The organism is Paenibacillus sp. FSL H7-0942 (genome assembly GCF_045040715.1).
Classification (GTDB): Bacteria; Bacillota; Bacilli; order Paenibacillales; family Paenibacillaceae; genus Paenibacillus; species Paenibacillus amylolyticus.
The window spans coordinates 3,868,990-3,888,073 of sequence record NZ_CP150279.1 but is presented as its reverse complement, the minus strand read 5'-3'; the positions used below and the strand labels follow the sequence as shown (position 1 = coordinate 3,888,073).

16 protein-coding genes are annotated in these 19,084 nt (G+C 47.9%); 15 read left to right on the top strand and 1 reads right to left on the bottom strand.

Annotation, left to right across the window (positions count from 1 at the left end; all coding sequences use genetic code 11):
* Window positions 1–36: 36 nt before the first annotated feature.
* From MHI48_RS17265 to MHI48_RS17225, 9 genes are all read left to right on the top strand, one after another.
* A complete protein-coding gene (locus MHI48_RS17265) occupies window positions 37–2,085 on the top strand; it encodes a hydantoinase/oxoprolinase family protein (protein WP_076328590.1) in 2,049 nt (682 codons plus the stop codon).
* Entirely contained in the window at window positions 2,082–4,055 is a 1,974-nt protein-coding gene (locus tag MHI48_RS17260) for a hydantoinase B/oxoprolinase family protein (RefSeq protein WP_076328591.1), read from the top strand. The genes MHI48_RS17265 and MHI48_RS17260 overlap by 4 nt, the downstream gene beginning before the upstream one ends.
* Window positions 4,056–4,123: 68 nt before the next feature.
* Window positions 4,124–5,260, top strand: a complete 1,137-nt coding sequence (locus tag MHI48_RS17255; RefSeq protein WP_076328592.1) for a PotD/PotF family extracellular solute-binding protein — start codon at window positions 4,124–4,126, stop codon at window positions 5,258–5,260.
* A 72-nt stretch (window positions 5,261–5,332) separates the two neighbouring features.
* Complete coding sequence (locus MHI48_RS17250) at window positions 5,333–6,463, top strand: ABC transporter ATP-binding protein (RefSeq protein ID WP_076328593.1); 1,131 nt, start codon at window positions 5,333–5,335, stop codon at window positions 6,461–6,463.
* A complete protein-coding gene (locus tag MHI48_RS17245; protein WP_076328594.1) occupies window positions 6,460–7,377 on the top strand; it encodes an ABC transporter permease in 918 nt (305 codons plus the stop codon). Before MHI48_RS17250 ends, MHI48_RS17245 begins: the two co-directional genes overlap by 4 nt.
* Window positions 7,370–8,215, top strand: coding sequence for an ABC transporter permease (locus tag MHI48_RS17240; RefSeq protein WP_036613795.1), 846 nt, complete (start codon window positions 7,370–7,372; stop codon window positions 8,213–8,215). Before MHI48_RS17245 ends, MHI48_RS17240 begins: the two co-directional genes overlap by 8 nt.
* A complete protein-coding gene (locus tag MHI48_RS17235; protein ID WP_405141235.1) occupies window positions 8,208–9,425 on the top strand; it encodes a M24 family metallopeptidase in 1,218 nt (405 codons plus the stop codon). The genes MHI48_RS17240 and MHI48_RS17235 overlap by 8 nt, the downstream gene beginning before the upstream one ends.
* Window positions 9,426–9,507: 82 nt before the next feature.
* The gene (locus MHI48_RS17230) at window positions 9,508–10,695 is read left to right on the top strand and encodes an MFS transporter (protein WP_315372408.1); all 1,188 of its coding nucleotides are present in this window, start codon (window positions 9,508–9,510) and stop codon (window positions 10,693–10,695) included.
* A gap of 85 nt (window positions 10,696–10,780) precedes the next feature.
* Window positions 10,781–11,131 (top strand): hypothetical protein, encoded by a 351-nt coding sequence (locus MHI48_RS17225; RefSeq protein ID WP_036613800.1) that lies wholly within the window; start codon window positions 10,781–10,783, stop codon window positions 11,129–11,131.
* Between the two features lie 281 nt (window positions 11,132–11,412).
* Here MHI48_RS17225 and MHI48_RS17220 read toward each other — a convergent pair whose 3' ends face one another.
* Window positions 11,413–12,039, bottom strand: coding sequence for an FMN-dependent NADH-azoreductase (locus tag MHI48_RS17220; protein ID WP_036613802.1), 627 nt, complete (start codon window positions 12,037–12,039; stop codon window positions 11,413–11,415).
* A gap of 240 nt (window positions 12,040–12,279) precedes the next feature.
* Here MHI48_RS17220 and MHI48_RS17215 point away from each other — a divergent pair, with 240 nt between their 5' ends.
* The 6 genes from MHI48_RS17215 to MHI48_RS17190 all read left to right on the top strand — a co-directional run bounded on the left by MHI48_RS17215 (window position 12,280) and on the right by MHI48_RS17190 (window position 18,989).
* On the top strand, window positions 12,280–13,218 hold the full coding sequence (locus MHI48_RS17215; RefSeq protein WP_036613997.1) for a sugar-binding transcriptional regulator: 939 nt from the start codon (window positions 12,280–12,282) through the stop codon (window positions 13,216–13,218).
* A gap of 212 nt (window positions 13,219–13,430) precedes the next feature.
* Window positions 13,431–14,081 carry a deoxyribose-phosphate aldolase gene (gene deoC / locus MHI48_RS17210; protein WP_127549426.1) on the top strand — a complete coding sequence of 217 codons (651 nt, stop codon included), beginning with the start codon at window positions 13,431–13,433 and terminating at the stop codon, window positions 14,079–14,081.
* A 230-nt stretch (window positions 14,082–14,311) separates the two neighbouring features.
* Window positions 14,312–15,499, top strand: a complete 1,188-nt coding sequence (locus MHI48_RS17205; RefSeq protein WP_036613804.1) for a NupC/NupG family nucleoside CNT transporter — start codon at window positions 14,312–14,314, stop codon at window positions 15,497–15,499.
* A 29-nt stretch (window positions 15,500–15,528) separates the two neighbouring features.
* The gene (gene deoB / locus MHI48_RS17200; protein ID WP_405141232.1) at window positions 15,529–16,707 is read left to right on the top strand and encodes a phosphopentomutase; all 1,179 of its coding nucleotides are present in this window, start codon (window positions 15,529–15,531) and stop codon (window positions 16,705–16,707) included.
* A gap of 96 nt (window positions 16,708–16,803) precedes the next feature.
* On the top strand, window positions 16,804–17,511 hold the full coding sequence (deoD, locus tag MHI48_RS17195) for a purine-nucleoside phosphorylase (protein ID WP_017688193.1): 708 nt from the start codon (window positions 16,804–16,806) through the stop codon (window positions 17,509–17,511).
* A gap of 176 nt (window positions 17,512–17,687) precedes the next feature.
* Window positions 17,688–18,989, top strand: a complete 1,302-nt coding sequence (locus MHI48_RS17190) for a pyrimidine-nucleoside phosphorylase (RefSeq protein ID WP_405141230.1) — start codon at window positions 17,688–17,690, stop codon at window positions 18,987–18,989.
* The last annotated feature ends 95 nt before the right edge of the window (window positions 18,990–19,084 follow it).

Below are 19,084 nucleotides of genomic sequence, written 5' to 3'. Positions count from 1 at the left end.
CTTAGAAACAGACCCGGTGATAAAGGAGTTGAGCTTGTGGACACAATCTACCGTTTAGGCATAGATATCGGAGGTACTTTCACGGATGCGCTGGTGATGGACCATCAGGGCAGGGTGATTGCGGCGCTGAAGACGCCATCGATTGCAGTAGCTCCGGAACAGGCGATTTTTAACGCACTTGATCAGTTGAAGGCGAGTGGCGTGAATATTCATGAGATTGATCTGTTTGTGCATGGAACAACGCTTGGCGTCAACACGTTGATTGAGCGAAATGGCGCAGTTACAGGTCTGCTGGTCACTAAAGGATTCCGTGACATTCTTGAAATCCGCCGGTTGCGACTTGAGGATACAACCAATCTGTATGGTGACAAGACCGATGCTCTGGTACCGAGACATCGCGTTAAGGAAGTCGATGAACGGGTCATTGCGAGTGGAGGCATACTCCAGCCACTGAATGAGGAACAACTGTTGCAATCGGTGGATGAGCTGGTGGAGGATGGCGTTACCGCTTTGGCGATTAGTTTTTTACATGCTTATGTGAATCCTGCTCATGAGCAGCTTGCAGAAGATCTGATCAGGGAACGTTATCCGCAACTGTTCATCTGCCGAAGCAGCGCCATCTGGCCACAACAGCGTGAGTTCGAACGAACACTCGCAACGGCCATGAACGCTTATGTAGGTGAACGGATGGGGTCTTACTTCCTGCGTCTGCAAGAAGGGATTCAGGCATACGGCCTCAAAGCCAACTTGCTGTCGACCATGTCCAACGGTGGAATTATGACGGCTGCCAGAGCGGCTAATGAGCCGGTACGTACGCTTCTGTCCGGGCCTGCTTCCGGTGTAATGGCCGCGACCCATATTGCTGAACGAGCGGGCATTCATCAGGTCATCACATTTGACATGGGTGGGACAAGCGTTGATGTCGCCCTTATTGACAAAGAACCGAGTTATTCTTCTGAGAACAAGGTTGGAGATTTTCCTGTCATCATTCCCGCTGTTGATGTAACGGCTATAGGAGCAGGTGGTGGTTCAATTGCTTGGCTTGATTCCGTAGGCGTACTCAAGGTTGGACCGCGCAGCGCGGGAGCCAATCCCGGTCCGGCATGTTATCAGCGCGGGGGAGAAGAGCCGACAACCACAGATGCCTATCTACAGCTCGGTATCCTGCATGCTGACCGTTTCCTTGGCGGACAAATGAGTCTGTATCCAGAACTTGCAGAGCGTACTCTGGGCAATCTGGGAGAGAAGCTTGGACTGAATGCCGAACAGACTGCACAAGCCATTCTTGATGTGGCAACTGCCAATATGTACGCCCAGTTTTCTCCCCTCATGGCTCGCAAGGGCGTTGATCCCCGCGATTTTACGTTGCTCGCATATGGTGGAGCCGGCCCGATGCATGCTTTTCTGATGGCACGTGAGGTAGGTATCGGCAGAGTGCTGATCCCGCCATCTCCGGGAACATTGTGTGCCATGGGCTGCACGGTTGCCAATCTCCGCAATGATTTCGTTCATACGTTACACAAAAGTACCCAGACTCTGGAGTCTGGTGAATTAAGCTCTCTTTTTGCTGAATTGGAAAACCTGGGACGTAGCTGGGTAGATGAGGAAGCCCGTGGTGGTGTCACGCTGGACAATATTTATTGCCTGTACAGTGCGGATATGCGATATGAGGGACAGGCCTTTGATCTTGAGGTCACGCTGACATTGGAAGAAATTGAAGATCCCAAGAAGGCAGGGATTAAATTCCATACGTCTTACCAAAACGTGTTTGGCATTAGTCAGCCAGAGGCAGAGGTCATGTTTGTAAGTCTCAGAGCAACTATTGTTGGTGTTTTACCTACCCATAACACGGTAGATCCGGCAAATTTGCCATTTGATGAGAGTGTAGCGGAAGAAAGGCTCATCACCTTTGACCATGTACAGCAGATTGCCAAGGTACTGAAAAGGGGACAAATTCCATCGGTGGATGCCCCCATCCCCGGGCCCATTATTGTGGAGGAATATGATACAACGATCTTTATTCCGCCAGGATATAAGGTATACCGGGATGTGCATGGGAACGTGATTGGGGAGGTGGAAGCATGATCGGCGACAAGGTCTTTCTTGAGATTTTTAACAACCGAATTCAAGCTGCCGTGGAAGAAATGGCAAATGTTGTTCTGCGCACAGGATTCACCGCTTTTGTCAAAGAAACCGGCGATTTTGGAACCTACCTCTTATCTCCATCCGGGGAAACGTTCGGATCGCCGCTGGAGACGGGTTACAATCTGTCCCTGGGCATCCCTGCTGCTACGACCATTAACAGTATAGAAGACTGGAAAGAAGGGGATCTCGTCATATGTAATGATCCTTATTCCACCAAAGGCATGGTCACACACCTTCCAGACATTCATCTCATCAAGCCTTATTTTCACGAAGGGCGAATCATTGCTTACGGCATGTGCTTTGTCCATTCATCCGATGTGGGCGGCAAGGTACCGGGGAGCGTATCTCCCAGCGCCTACGATATTCATATGGAAGGCATTCGAATTGCACCAGTCAAGCTGTATGAAGCTGGTGTTCTCAACGAGCAGATCCTGCGAATGTTTATGGACAACAGCCGAATTCCGGAGCAAAATCTCGGTGATCTCAAAGCGCTTATGGCTGCATTGAATCGGGGAGAGCAACGGCTTGAGGAACTCATTGCACGATATGGCGTGGGAAAAATCCAGCAGGGCATCGAACATTTGCTGGAATATGCCGAGCTGAAGGCACGTGTTATCGTGCAAGATATCCCGGACGGTTCCTATGACTTCTGGGACTATCTGGAGAAAGGACCAGGGGGATATCCTATTCGGTTGCGTTGCAAGATGACGATTGCAGGTAGTGACATTCATCTGGACTTTAGCGGCACCGATCCTCAGGTTAGGGCTTCATTCAACATTCCTACCCACAACCAACAGGGCCATTACATGCTGGTGCCCGCACTCATTCGTTATTTCCGTACGCTCGATCCGACCATTCCTTGGAATTCGGGCATGATTCGTATGGTGCGAAATTACGCGCCGCCTGCTTCCGTACTAAACCCGGAGCCGATGGCAGCAGTTGGGGCACGTGCTGCGACCTTTATCCGGCTGATGGACGTTATCACGGGAGCACTGGGGAAAGCTCAGGGCAGTATGGTTCCCGCGGCAGGAGCTGGACAAGCCTGCATCGTCATGATGGCGATGACAGATGCATCCGATGGCAAGAAAAAGGTGGGCGTAATTCAGCCGATCTGCGGAGGTTCGGGAGCTAGGCCGATGAAAGACGGCATTGATGGCATGGATTTTGCGGTCGGTCATCTTCGGAATATTCCTGCGGAAACGGTGGAATCCGAGATGCCTGTGTTGATTGAGCATTATGGTCTTCGTGCTGACTCGGCGGGTGCAGGAACCTTCCGTGGCGGAAGCGGAATTGATTTATGTGTCAGAATTCTAACACCGGATACCGTGATGACGGCCAGAAACATGGAGCGTATGGAGTTCCAGCCCTGGGGCAGGCTCGGTGGTGGCGTAGGTTCACATGGAGAAGCGATTCTTAATGCTGGACGTGCAAGTGAGCATCATCTGGGAAGAATTGATGAGCTGCTGCTTCAACCTGGAGAAACGGTTACGTTCCTGTCGCAAGGCGGAGGCGGATATGGTGATCCACTTGAACGTGAACCACGCCTAGTTCTGGAGGATGTAAGAAGTGGGCTGGTATCCCCGGAGAAAGCTCTTGAGTTATATGGTGTTGTGATTGACGGCCTGGAGCTGAACGAGAGCGATACCGAACAAATGCGAGCCAAGCGACCACGGCAGCAGGAGGAATTCGCCTTTGGCAAGGCGCGGGAGCAATTTGAAGACATATGGAGCGATGAGATGCAGGTAACACTGAATCAGGCCTTGCTGAATGCTCCGCTTGCACTAAGAGACTACCTGAAGCGTCAGACCATGGGCGTTGTAGAGGAGAAGTATAAGGATTCCCTATCTGTAGATCCACGGGAGATATCCGACATTATGGAAGGTTTACGCCAGCAAATAGGGTTGCATTGATCAAGTGTATGGAGACTATCTAGTTCTGTCTTATCGGTAAAACCAACTACATGGATGGGGGAATTTGCATGTTCAAATCCAACAAAAAACGCTTTCTCAGCCTCGCCTCTCTGACACTGGCCGGTACATTGGTGCTTTCCGCCTGCGGTGGAGCAGGCAGCTCAAGTAATACTGCCGGAGAGAGCGACTCTTCAGGAGTAAGCGGAGACAAAGTTAAGCTGACGATGTTTATCTGGGCTGGCTCCAATCAGGATGTCGTTCCGAAAGAAGTGGTTGCCGAGTATGTGAAAGAACATCCCAACGTTGAAGTCACCTTTGAGGAATCCTCCAATTCGGTAATGTACCCCAAGATGGTCGCAGGCAAGCAGGCTGATGCCAACAATCCGATTGTTAACTTCGGTTACTTCAATGCAGATGCGACGGCAAAAGGCTTGAATGATGACATGTGGGAGCCACTGGATACCAGCATCGTGACCAATATTAAGGATATTCCCGAGTCCTTCCACAAGCCAGACAATAAAGGTGTGGTCTGGGGCGTTTCGAGCTTCGCCCTGGTATATAACAAAGATCTGGTGAAAACGCCACCTACCAGCTGGAACGATCTATGGGATAACGAGGAGTTCAAAGGAAAAACTGCGCTCTGGGACTACATGTTCTATTCATATATCTCCCCACTTATTGCTACCAAAGGTCAAGAGATTGGCGCATCCTATGAAAATCCCGAGCCAGCCTTCCAGTTCTGGGCAGATCGCAGTGACCAGATTGGCACATTGGTTTCATCCAATGATCAGCTGAAGGCACTGCTGGAGTCAGGTGATGCGCTCATTGCCCCATTCAGTGCACAGGTTGCACAGACATGGATTGATGGTGGTTCTCCACTTGCCGTAGCTTATCCGAGTGAAGGTGCCATCTCCTTCCCGTACACACTTCAGGTAGTGAAGGGCTCAACACCTGAGCAAGCACGTGTTGCAAATGAAATTATTAACGAGTTGTTGAGCGCCGAGGCGCTGTCACAATATGCAGAAGCAACGGGTACGCCGGTAACCAGTACGACAGCTGCAGTTCCGGACAAGTACAAGGATGATCCTTCATTCTCCGTCGAAACGCAAAGTAACGGCATTAATCCAGATTGGGATGTGCTTGCACAGAACAGTTCTTCTTGGAAAGAACTATGGGATCGACTCGTGAAAACAAAGCTTCAATAAAAGGATTGTTGCCAGGTACACTACGATTCCGGGTCTTGTTATGAACCTGGAATGGATGGGAGGGAATCAGAGATGAGCAGCGGACAAGAGACCATATCCATTGAAACAAGGGAAGTCACGAAGACTTATGGTGAGCGAGCCGCCGTTGATCAAGTAACACTCCAAGTGAAAAAGGGCGAATTCGTTTCCTTGCTTGGTCCGAGTGGCTGTGGCAAAACAACACTGCTGCGCATGCTTGGCGGACTTGAGCAACCGGATCAGGGCACCATTATGCTGGGAGGTCGGGATGTTACTGGCATCCCGGCTTATGGACGCAATAGCAATATGATTTTTCAGCAGCTTGCGCTGTTCCCTCATATGGATGTATTCAACAACATTGCCTATGGGCTAAAGGTGAAGAAGTTACCAAAAGCCGATATCCAACGGCAGGTAGGTGAAATGCTTGATCTAGTCCAGCTCGGAGACTATGGCAGACGTGCTGTATCCGAGCTGTCCGGGGGGCAGGCCCAACGCGTCGCCATTGCTCGCGCACTGATCAACAGACCCGAAGTGCTGCTGCTTGATGAACCTCTCTCTGCATTGGACATGCAGCTGCGTCTCGATATGCAGCGTGAACTGAAACGCATCCAGCGTGAATTCGGCGGAACGTTTATCTTTGTAACGCATGATCAGAGCGAAGCCATGAATATGTCTGACCGAATTGGCGTTATGCGCGATGGAAGGCTGCTGCAATACGCAACCCCTGATGAAATCTATGAAAGACCGACCGATAGTTTCGTGGCCAAGTTTATTGGAGATACCAATCTCTTTGAGACGGAAGTACTGGGACATGATGTGAATGGAATTCGGGTGGAATGCTTCGGCAAGCCATTGCTGGTGAAAGTCAGTGATGGCAATGCTGTACCGAAAGCGGGAGCACGACATTCCTTATCAATCCGCAATGAGTATATTCGACTTGGAGAAGATGCAACTCATTGCCTGAACAAGCTGGATGGACACGTGATTGAAGCGGTGTATGGCGGAGCAAATATTCGATACAACGTGCAGATTGCTGAGGGTTTTCTAATTCAGGCCAGTGTGCTGCATCAGCGGGGAACCTCACGTTATAGTCCAGGTGAGCCAATACAGATTGGCTTTGATCCAGAGGACGCGCTCTTGTTATCCGAACCCATTGATGACCGTGTACAGGGGGCAAGAATATGAACCGGATCGCGGAACGGATCGTGAATCTGTATTCCTTTGGAAACCGCACATGGGTAACCCGGTTACTGCTTCTGTTGCCTGCGCTTGCTCTGATGGGCATCGTGTATCTGGGTGGGTTGCTGATCTTTGGCAGATATAGCTTTGATATGTATGAGAATGGAAAGCTTATTCGGGGCTGGGATTTAGGAGCTTATCGTGCGTTTCTGTCCGACCCTTATTATTGGAAGCTGATTGGCACAACGTTTCGCATTGCCTTCAAGGTTACGCTATGGAGTCTTCTGCTTGCCTATCCGCTGGCCTATTGCATTGCGGGTCTAAAGAAGCCTGGCATGAAGCAATTGTTGCTGCTGCTCACGTTTCTTCCGCTACTGGTCAGTGCCGTTGTGCGTTCTTACGGATGGCAGCTTTTGTTGTCCAAACAGGGCTTCATGAACTGGCTGTTCATCCGTCTGGGGCTAACCGAGGAAGGATTCAGCATGATATACAACGAGACAGGTGTTGTCGTGGCCCTTGTCCATATTTTCCTGCCATTTATGGTCTTTCCGATTCTAAATGTACTGTCCCAAAGTGACGCTTCCTTAAAGGCAGCTGCTCAGGATCTGGGGGCGGGCAGCTGGAGAACGTTCCTGACCATTACCCTGCCTTTATCGGCAAGAGGCATTGCAAGCGGGGTGCAGATTGTGTTCACGCTATGTCTCACCGCATTCACCACACCTCAGCTGATCGGCGGGGGAAGAGTCATGACACTTCCGGTATTTATATATCAGCGAACCTTGGACACCAACTGGCCGATGGCTGCGGTTGCCAGCCTGTTTTTACTTGTGTCTTCCATTGTTGTTTCGTTGCTTGTGAATAAAGGAGCAGAAACGTTGATGTTCCGTCGTTCCCGCAAGGGAGGTCAGGCGTATGGTTAAGTCGAACAGGGGCACCAAGCTGTTACTCTACATCTTTGTGGGTGCCGTAGCGATTTATTTGCTGCTGCCACTGCTGATGATTATGTTGACATCTGTAGGCTCAGGTTCAGCCAGCAAATTTCCCCCGGAAGGTCTCACCTTGAAGTGGTATGCCAATCTGAGTGAGCAAACCCAGTTTCTCGATGCATTCAAGAACAGCCTTATTGCTTCTACAGGGGCGGTTCTGCTGGCTTTGATTACAGGTACGCTTGCTGCGTTAGCAATCGTGCAATACCCTTTCCCGGGCTCTGGTATCTTAAGGGCATTTTTTGTATCTCCAATGGTTATGCCAAAAATTACGCTGGGTATTGCATACCTGATTTTATTCTCAAAAATGCATATTGCAGGCGGACTGTTTGCACTTATTTTGGGTGAAGCGGTCATTGTGCTGCCATTTGTGCTCACTATTGTTGGCAGTGCGTTAGCCAATCTGCACCCGGCTCATCGGGAAGCTGCCGCGGACCTTGGTGCTGGGCCGATACGCATTTTTTTCACAATTACGCTGCCACAGCTCCGACTATCCCTGCTTTTGTCAGGGTCAATCGCTTTTGTCTTCACTTTTGATCAGGTAGAGGCTGCTCTGTTGCTGCTCCGTCAGGACAGCTACACGTTGCCAATACAACTATTCCTGTATATGGAGAAATGGCAGGACCCAACGATAGCCGTGGTGTCTGTTGTATTGATCGCGTTTGCGCTGGCTCTGTTTATGACGATTAAACTAGTGTTGCGCTCTGTACCAGGACTTGAAAGTTTGTTTGGTCGCAGGAAAACAAAAGGAGGACTGGATCAAAATGAATAATTCACAGCATCTATCCCATAGCTCAGGTCTTAACTGGGACCGGGCGGAAGAAGTGATGAAAACTCAAGGGCTAAGCGCCCTGATCGCAACAACTCCAGAGAACATTCACTATGTCATCGGGTCCCAGCTACGCGCAAGCAACTGGACCATGCAGATTTATGCGGTTTTACCTGCCGACAGATCTGCAAAGCCTTGTATCGTCATTCCAACGAATCGGTTAGGCGTTGTAGCTCAGTTCGGTATTACGGGGGTAGATATATTTGCCTACAGTGATTTCTTTGTGGAAGGTTCAATTGAAGGCAAACCTTCCACTGACGACATTGATCTCTTTTATTCTCTTCTGCAAACGACGGTTATTCATCCGGGTCCTGTTGAAGCACTCAAGGCAGCATTAGCACAGCTTGAGATCGAAGATCAGCCGATTGGAATCGATGAGATGCGGATCGCTCCCGATATTCTGGCTAGAATCAGGGAGGAGCTTCCTGAAAGGCCGGTGGTTTCCGCATATAAACTGTTCCGACAAATCCGCCTGGTTAAGACACCTTTCGAAATCGAGCAACTGCGCCAGGCTGCTCAATTAAACGAACGGATTGAGCAGGAGCTGATTGACCTGATTGCCGCAGGTGTTCATGAGAAGCAACTTGCGGATCATTATCGTCTGGCTGTGATGCGAGCAGGTGGAACTCCGGCAATGACAGCGGTAGGGGCAGGGCCACGCAGCGCATTACCACTCATCGAAAATTATTTTCATACGATTGAGGTTGGAGATCAGGTCCGTTTCGATCTTTGCCTGCAGCTGGAAGGATACTGGGGAGATACGGGCCGCACGGTTGTTGCAGGGGAGCCTACCGCTTGGATGAAAAAACATTTTGCTGCGGTCAAAAGTGGATGGGAGACGGCACTTGAAACGGTGCGCCCTGGCGTCAAGGCGTCGGAAGTATTCCATGCGGCAGTATCTCGCGTACAGCGTGAAGGGATTCCACATTACCGACGTCAGCATGTCGGACATGCCATCGGGTTGGAACTGTACGACGATATAACCCTCTCCCCTGGGGACCAGCGTATACTGGAGCCCGGTATGGTGTTATGTGTTGAGGTACCATATTACGAGCTAGGTGCTGGTGGATTCCAAATCGAAGATACAATTGTTGTAACGCCAGATGGTTATGATTTTTTAACCCATATGGAGCGGAATTTGTTCACTAAATAACGATAGATGGAAGGCTTCGCTGACCGGCGATCAGACCACAGTCGATCCAAGAAGCTTTCTTACTGGGAAAGTTGGAACATCCATGATTCAGCAGGGAACTAAGACGTTTCGTAACATTAGCCTTGCGCTGTTCGCCGGAGGTTTTGTCACTTTTGCTTTGCTCTACAGCCTCCAGCCCCTGATGCCTGAGATTAGCAACGCATTCTCCATTACGCCGGCACACGCCAGTCTTACGTTATCCGTTACAACGATCGCCATGGCACTGACGATGCTGTTCATCGGGTCCTTGTCTGATTCTGTGGGCCGACGCTTTATAATGACAGCTGCACTGGTGATATCTTCTGTTATTGCTTTGCTCAGCGCATTCAGCCCGGGATATACGGAGCTTCTTCTACTTCGTATTCTCCAGGGTGTGGCACTCGCGGGGTTGCCAGCGATAGCTATGACATATTTGTCAGAAGAAATTGAACCTAGAAGTCTTGGTTATGCTATGGGCCTATATATAAGTGGCAATTCGATAGGAGGCATGGCCGGCCGTTTCATCAGCGGTGTGGTGACAGATTGGTTCAGTTGGCGCGCTGCTGTGGGTTTCATTGGTATTCTTGGACTGTGTGCAGCCGTTATTTTTTGGCTTGTCATCCCGCCATCCCGTCATTTTGTCAAAGCTGCACCCGGATTCAAAAATCCAATACCTCTTTTGTGGTCACAATGTCGCAATCCAAGGCTGTTATGCCTGTATGGACTCGGTTTTCTCCTGATGGGGGGATTCGTGACCCTGTTCAACTATATCGGTTTTGAATTAACGGGTGAACCCTATCATCTTAGCCAGTCTATCGTTGGAAGTCTTTTTGTGGTATATCTGATGGGCACGGTAAGCAGCACCTGGATGGGCAGGCTGGCAGATCGGTACGGCAGGTCACATGTGCTTGGAATCGCGCTGGGAATTATTCTGGCTGGTGCAGTCTGTACCGTTCATCCAGCGCTTTGGGTCAAAATTATCGGACTCGCCCTGTTTGCCTTTGGTTTCTTTGGCGGTCATTCCATCGCAAGCAGCTGGGTTGGACTCGTGGCCAATCAGCACAAATCCCAGGCCAATGCGTTGTATTTATTTTTCTACTATCTTGGTTCAAGCGTAAGTGGAACAGGAGGTGGACTGCTTTACAGTCATCTTGGATGGATAGGCATTGTGGGGATGATCGGTGTGTACGTTTTGATCGGTTTTGTCTTGTGTAATTTGCTTGTTCACAGGTTGAAGGGACAGGCTACATAAATCAACTTTTTCCGACAGCTATTGCATATCCTGAAATACCGAGTATAATACTTGGTAAATAGACGAAAAGGGGATGCAATAAACGATGAAAACACATGCTGAATTGAACTCACTTCTTGTTGACGATTATCTGGATCTCCTGAACATTGCGAAACAGCTAGGTGATGACGAATGGAAAGATGCTATTCTGCAAGCATTGAAGGAAGAAGTCGATGCGAATCATCATCTGGATTCCAAAGAGGTAAGACAGGATTTATGGATTCAATTTGAAGGCATTAATGAACAAATGCATGATCTGTTAATGCAATTGAAGCATGCCGACAGTCCTGAGGAAAAAGAACAGATTATTGAAATGATCTGGGGATTGAAAGTAGACCGTCATGCGATCACACGTAAACTTGAAACCATGAGCCGTGCCAGTGCTGGACATCAGTAAGCTCTAGGTTGATTATACATTGAAAACCCGCGTGTTTCCTGGGATTATCCCCTAGGTCGCACGCGGGTTTTGTTTTTGCTTTATTGTTTACTACACTTTAGTGAGTGTTCAAAAAGGTCGGTTTTCAGTACCGAGAAGATGGGATGAAGCTAGAAATGGAGTAGCGGAGCGTAGGGAAAACTACGTGAGCAACGGACATTTCGGCTGAATTCCATATTCGATGCTGATGATGCCATTAGGCATCCTTCGTAATCAAAAGCGGACTTTTTGAACTACTTCTATTAAAACTGTTTTGCGAAAGTGCGTGCTTGTTCGATAGCCTGTTGCTTGATCTCATCTGCACGATCTTTATATTGATTATGCCCCTCAACAAAAATGCCATCAAGCTTCGGCACACCTAGGAATGACATGATAATGCTTAAGTAACGATGACCGGATTCCATCTGAGCCGCTGGGCCTTCGGAATAAATGCCGCCACGGGCCTGAATATGCAGTGCTTTTTTATCAGACAGCAGTCCGACAGGACCTTGTTCGGTATAACGAAATGTTTTGCCAGCTACGCAGATCGAGTCCACATAAGCCTTCAGAATAGGAGGGAACGAGAAATTCCACATCGGGGTTACAAAAACATATTTATCTGCTGAGGCAAATTGATCCGATAGTTCATTCAAACGGCTTACTTTGGTCTGTTCTTCGGCAGTCAGATCACTGCCCGATTGCAGTTTGCCCCAACCACTGAAGACATCCGCATCGATATGGGGGATATCCGAGCGATACAGATCGAGGTGAACAACCTCATCAGAAGGGTGACTTTCACGATACGCATCAATAAATGCTTTGCCCGTAGCCATGCTGAAGGAGGTTTCATGATCGTGAGGATGGGCAGTAATATACAATAAGGTAGACATGTAATTCTTCCTCTCTGTGCGATTCATGGGGGAACCGATGTTTGTTAGTAATAAAGCGACCGCAGTAGTATGCATCGTTTCCCCATTTTTATACGTCAGAAAGGGATATGAATGAATGGATCGATCATGATACTGAATTGGATGTTATATGGTGACCGGATACTCAATCCATGTATAATATACAGGACGAGTATTTATTTTCCAAAGACAATAGGATGAGTGAGATGAGCGCACATGGGAATGGACCTGGAGAAGCAACGATTAAGCATTGAAGCAGCGAAATTGTATTATCAGTCCGATTATAGCCAGCAGGATATTGCCGCAAGGTTGGGCGTGTCGCGTCCAACCGTATCAAGGTTACTTCAGTACGCCAAAGATCGTGGATATGTCCGGATTGAAATTATGGACCCGCTGGAGGATATCGACATCATTGCCGGAGAACTTAAGTCAAAATATGATCTGGATACGGCACTTGTGTGTTTTACCCCGTTGAAGAGTGATGAGGAAATACAGAAGCATATCAGCAAAAGAGCAGCAGACTACCTTCAAGAGACGGTTCAGGATGCAGATATTATCGGGGTGACTTGGGGAACAACCATGCATGCTGTAGCACGCCAGCTTCGTCCCAAGCAGGTTAAAGGTGTTGAAGTCGTACAATTGAAGGGGGGCGTAAGCCACTCCCATGTCAATACGTATGCCGCTGAGATTGTTCATTTGTTCGCTGAGGCATTCCATACGGTACCAAGGTATCTGCCGCTGCCTGTTATTTTCGACAACATTGAAGTAAAAAACATGGTAGAAGCGGATCGACATATCGGCAGAATCGTGGAACTTGGCAGACAGGCCAACATTGCTTTGTTTACCGTGGGTACTGTGAAAGAAGATGCATTATTGTTCAGGCTCGGTTACTTCAATGAAGAAGAGCAACAATTGCTGATGAACTCCGGTGCAGGTGACATTTGTTCACGCTTTTTCGACGCGGAAGGTCAGTTGATCAGTGAAGAGATTAACAGCAGAACCGTTGGAATTGATCTAGCCGAGTTGAGAAATAAGGAAAAATCAATCCTTGTCGCCGGAGGACAACGCAAAATTGAAGCCATTCACGCCGCGCTCAAAGGTCATTACGCTAATATTCTGGTCACGGATCAGTACACAGCGCAGGCATTACTTCGATTTTAATTTCAAATGGATATGGATGACAACATCTGCCATGCAAAAAGGGCGGATGTTTTGCTTTTTTAGGAAGAAAATATAACGAAGAAGAAATGTAAGTGTAACTGTGAACAAAAGTTCAAGTTGATTTTTACATATGTTCATGTTAGTGTAAGTGTATAGAAAATACTAGTTCAGATAAGGGAGAGATTCAATTGACTACACCACAATTAGCGAAAATGATCGACCATACGTTGCTTCGTGCGGACGCAACGCAAAGTGAAATGGCCAAGTTAACCGAAGAAGCGAAGCAATACCAGTTTGCTTCCGTATGTGTTAATCCAGGCTGGGTTGCTTATGCTGCTGAGCAGTTGCAGGGTACTGGCGTAGATATCTGCACCGTTATTGGTTTCCCTCTGGGAGCATCTACATCGGAGACAAAAGCTTTCGAAACGAAAGATGCGATAGCTAAAGGTGCAACTGAAGTCGATACGGTCATCAACATCAGTGCTTTGAAAGATGGCAATGATGATTACGTTGAACAAGATATTCGTGTTGTCGTTGAAGCGGCTGCGGGTAAAGCTTTGGTGAAAGTTATTATTGAAGCTTGTCTGTTGACGGATGAAGAGAAAGTACGTGCTTGTCAGGCAGCTGTGCGAGCTGGAGCTGATTTTGTTAAAACTTCTACAGGTTTCTCCACAGGTGGAGCAACGCCAGAGGATATCGCTTTGATGCGTCGTACTGTAGGTCCTGATGTTGGCGTTAAAGCTTCCGGTGGCGTACGTAGCCTGGAAGATATGCAAAAAATGATCGAAGCGGGTGCAACTCGTATCGGTGCAAGTTCTGGCGTGAAGATTATGCAGGGTGGTCAGTCTACATCTTCTTATTAAGCAAAAGCATCTTATCAAGAAAAAGCTTAATAAATAAAAGTAATGTTATATTCTCTGTACTTGGGCGTTCGACTCAGGTACAGGGAATACAACTTACACTTATATTTTAATTAACTGAACTTATTGTAAGCGCTTCATAAGTTTTCTGAAAGATTACTGATAAGAATGCTTAAGAGCCCTTTGAGCTGAATTTTCACATCCGGCTTAACTACCTTCAAAGGAGAAATCAAATGAAATTTCTAATTGCCATTATCGGCTTACTCGTTGTTTTTGGACTGGCTTATATCGCAAGCAACGGCAAAAAGCAGATACGTTACCGGCCGCTGGCTATCATGATTGTTTTGCAAGTTATACTAGCTTATGCTCTGTTGAATACAGGAGTGGGTACTTTTTTAATTGGCGGTTTCGCGACCGTATTTAAAAGTTTACTCGACTATGCGAATGAAGGTATCGCATTTGTATTTGGGGGTTTAACTACCGTAGGTGCAGAGAGCGGGGGGGCGCCGTTCTTCCTCAGCGTATTGATGCCGATTGTTGTCATCTCGGCACTCATTGGGATACTGCAGTATATCCGAATCTTGCCTTTTGTTATAAAATATATTGGTCTGGTATTAAGCAAAATCAACGGAATGGGCAGACTGGAATCATATAACGCGGTTGCTTCGGCTGTATTGGGGCAATCTGAAGTGTTCATTTCTGTGAAAAAACAAATTGGGTTGTTGCCAAAACATCGGCTGTACACCTTGTGTGCTTCGGCGATGTCCACGGTATCGATGTCGATTGTTGGTGCTTATATGACCATGATCGAGCCGAAATATGTGGTTACAGCTCTTGTACTGAACCTGTTTGGCGGTTTTATCATTGCTTCTATTGTGAATCCTTATGAGGTTACAGAGGAAGAAGATATATTGGAAGTACAGGAAGAGGAGAAACAGTCCTTCTTCGAAATGCTCGGCGAATACATCCTGGATGGATTCAAAGTTGCTATCATCGTAGCTGCGATGTTAATCGGTTTTGTTGCCTTGATCGCACTTGTTAACGGAATTTTCAGCGCGGTGCTTGGCATTTCGTTCCAGGAGCTACTTGGTTATGTGTTTGCACCATTTGCCTTTATCATGGGTGTTCCATGGAAAGAAGCGATTCAGGCAGGAAGTATTATGGCAACCAAAATGGTGTCCAACGAATTCGTAGCTATGCTTAATTTGAAGGAGACTGCAATGTCTGCCAGAACAACGGGTATCGTATCTGTCTTCCTCGTGTCGTTCGCCAACTTCTCCTCCATCGGTATCATTGCTGGTGCGGTGAAGGGACTCCATGAGAAGCAAGGTAATGTGGTCGCCCGCTTCGGTCTGAAACTGCTTTACGGTGCTTCGCTTGTCAGCGTGCTGTCAGCGATCATTACTGGACTGTTCTTGTAAACCGGATTATTGGAAGGAGTGCTTAGGTTATGTCAACATTCAAAAGAGTACATCTGATCGTTATGGATTCTGTAGGGATCGGCGAAGCGCCGGATGCAGCAGAATTTGATGATTTTGATGTAGATACCTTCGGTCACATTGCACGTGAACGCGAAGGTCTGAAAATGCCTCACATGGCCAGTCTCGGACTGTCCAACATCAAAGAAATCGAGGGTGTCCCTGTAGCGGATGCACCTAAAGCGTATTACACCAAGATGCAGGAAGCATCCAGAGGCAAAGACACAATGACAGGTCACTGGGAGCTGATGGGTCTTTACATTGATACACCTTTCCGTGTGTTCGAGAATGGTTTTCCCGATGAGTTGATTCAGCGCATTGAAGAGAAAACGGGCCGCAAGGTGATCGGTAACAAACCGGCCAGCGGCACGGAAATTCTGGATGAGCTGGGTGCAGAGCATGTTGAAACTGGTGCGCTCATCGTATATACATCCGCGGATTCGGTTCTGCAAATTGCAGCACATGAGGACGTTGTTCCACTGAAAGAACTGTATGAGATCTGTGAGTTTTGTCGTGAAATTACATTTGAAGATCCGTATATGCTCGGCCGCATTATTGCACGTCCATTTGTAGGTGAAGCGGGTAACTGGAAACGTACTGCAAATCGTCATGACTATGCGCTTAAACCTTTTGGTCGTACTGTTATGAATGAACTGCAAGATAGCGGATTTGATGTGATTGCTTTGGGTAAAATCGCAGATATCTATGATGGCGAAGGTGTAACCAAGGCTGTTCGTACCGTCTCTAACATGGATGGCATGGACAAGTTGTCTGAAACAATGGATGAAGAGTTCACTGGACTCAGCTTCCTGAACCTGGTTGATTTTGATGCCCTGTACGGTCACCGTCGTGATCCGCAAGGTTATGCTCAGGCACTTGAAGACTATGATGCACGGCTGCCAGAGATTTTTGCCAAAATGACCAATGATGATCTGTTGCTGATCACAGCTGACCATGGTAACGATCCAACCTACCGCGGTACAGACCATACACGTGAATATGTACCACTGCTTGCCTACTCTCCGCGCTTCAGCGAGGGCAAAAAGCTTGATCTGCGCAGCACATTTGCTGACCTTGGCGCAACCGTAGCCGAGAACTTTGGAGTGAAAATGCCGGAATACGGCACCAGCTTCCTGAAAGATTTGAAATAAGTTTTTCAAAACTGGATAGGGGAGGTCGGAGTAGCTTGCCTGCTCCGGTCCTGCCATCATAATAGACTAATTTGTATAACTGGAGGAGATTCATTCATGAGTACACATATTGGAGCAAAACCCGGGGATATTGCAGAAACGATCCTTTTGCCAGGTGACCCTTTGCGCGCGAAATATATCGCAGATACGTACCTTGAAGATGTTGTATGTTACAACGAGGTTCGTGGAATGCTCGGTTACACAGGTACATATCAAGGACACCGCATTTCGGTGCAAGGTTCAGGGATGGGAATTCCGTCCTTCGCAATCTATGCTAACGAATTGATCAGCGAATATGGCGTGAAAAACCTGATTCGTGTGGGTACTTGTGGCGGTATGCAGGAGCATGTACGTGTACGTGACGTCATCCTTGCACAGGCAGCATGTACAGATTCCAGCATGAACAAACACGTGTTTGGTGGATATGACTTCTCACCAATCGCTACGTTCTCCCTGCTGAAAGAAGCATATGACCGTGCAACAGCTAAAGGTATGAAGATTCACGTCGGTAACGTATTCAGCTCCGATTCTTTCTACCGCGATGACCGTTCCGTAACCGAGAAGTTGATGAAACACGGCGTACTCGGCGTAGAGATGGAAACAACAGCATTGTACACTATCGCTGCCAAGTTTGGTGTTAACGCACTGACCATCCTGACAGTAAGTGACCACTTGCTGACAGGCGAAGAAACATCTGCCGAAGAGCGTCAAAAAACGTTCAACGACATGATGGTAGTTGCCCTGGACACAGCAATCACACTGTAATTGTTGCATTTTATATTCGTAATCATTTGAGTTTAATCGAAACTTTTGTTTTAAGCACAGAGTGAAGGACCCGGAATCGATTCTGAAAAGCAAAGCGTTCGCAGGAACGATCCGGAGCCGGAACGGTCCCAGTACAAAGTGTTCTATACAAATCATTTACCCGAGGAGAGATCATCATGAGAATGGTAGACATTATTGCTAAGAAACGCGACGGAAAAGAACTGACAACAGCTGAGATTGATTTTGTTGTTCAAGGTTACACACAAGGAGAGATCCCAGACTATCAAGTCAGCGCTTGGGCGATGGCGGTATTCTTCAAAGATATGACAGACAAGGAACGCGCCGATCTGACAATGTCGATGGTGAATTCCGGTGAAACGATCGACCTGTCCGCTATCGAAGGCATCAAAGTAGACAAGCACTCCACAGGAGGAGTGGGCGATACAACAACACTGGTACTTGCTCCGCTTGTTGCTGCGCTTGATGTACCTGTTGCCAAAATGTCCGGACGTGGACTTGGTCACACGGGTGGTACAACAGACAAGCTGGAATCCGTTGCTGGTTTCCACGTAGAGCTTGAAAAAGAAGAGTTCATTCGTCTCGTAAACGAACATAAGGTTGCAGTTATCGGACAGAGTGGTAACTTAACGCCTGCAGACAAAAAGCTCTATGCACTGCGTGACGTAACAGCTACCGTTAACTCCATTCCACTGATCGCCAGTTCCATCATGAGCAAGAAAATTGCAGCAGGTGCAGATGCAATCGTTTTGGATGTTAAAACGGGTGCTGGTGCATTCATGAAAACAACAGAAGATGCCAAAGAATTGGCACATGCCATGGTAAGCATCGGTAACAATGTTGGCCGTAAAACGATGGCTGTTATCTCCGATATGTCCCAACCACTGGGTCTGGCGATTGGTAACGCACTTGAAGTGAAAGAAGCCATCCTCACCCTGCAAGGTAAAGGTCCAAAAGATCTGGAAGAACTGTGTCTGGCACTTGGACGTCAGATGGTATTCCTTGCTGGCAAAGCAGATTCATTGGAGCACGCTGAGGAGAAATTGAAAGAAGTGATCCAGAACGGTAAAGCACTGGAGAAATTCAAAGATTTCTTGGCAAACCAAGGCGGAGACGCTTCGGTTGTGGATCATCCAGATCGTTTGCCACAAGCACAATATTTGGTTGAAGTGCCAGCAGACAAAGACGGCTATGTTGCCGGAATCGTTGCTGACGAAATCGGAACTGCAGCAATGCTACTCGGCGCAGGCCGTGCAACAAAAGAGTCTGAGATCGATCTCGCGGTTGGTCTGATGCTGAACAAAAAAGTGGGTGACCCAGTCAAAGCGGGTGAGTCCCTTGTAACGATCCATGCCAATCGTGAAGACGTAGCAGACGTCATCGCGAAGATCAAAGAAAACATTACAATTGCGGATTATGCCGATGCTCCTGTATTGGTTCATGATATCGTAACGGAATAATACAATCAGAGAAGACGAGATGTAATCTCGTATCTGACTGAACATGAAAGCCCCGAAGCGATGTAATCCATAGCTTTGGGGCTTTTTGTCGTTTA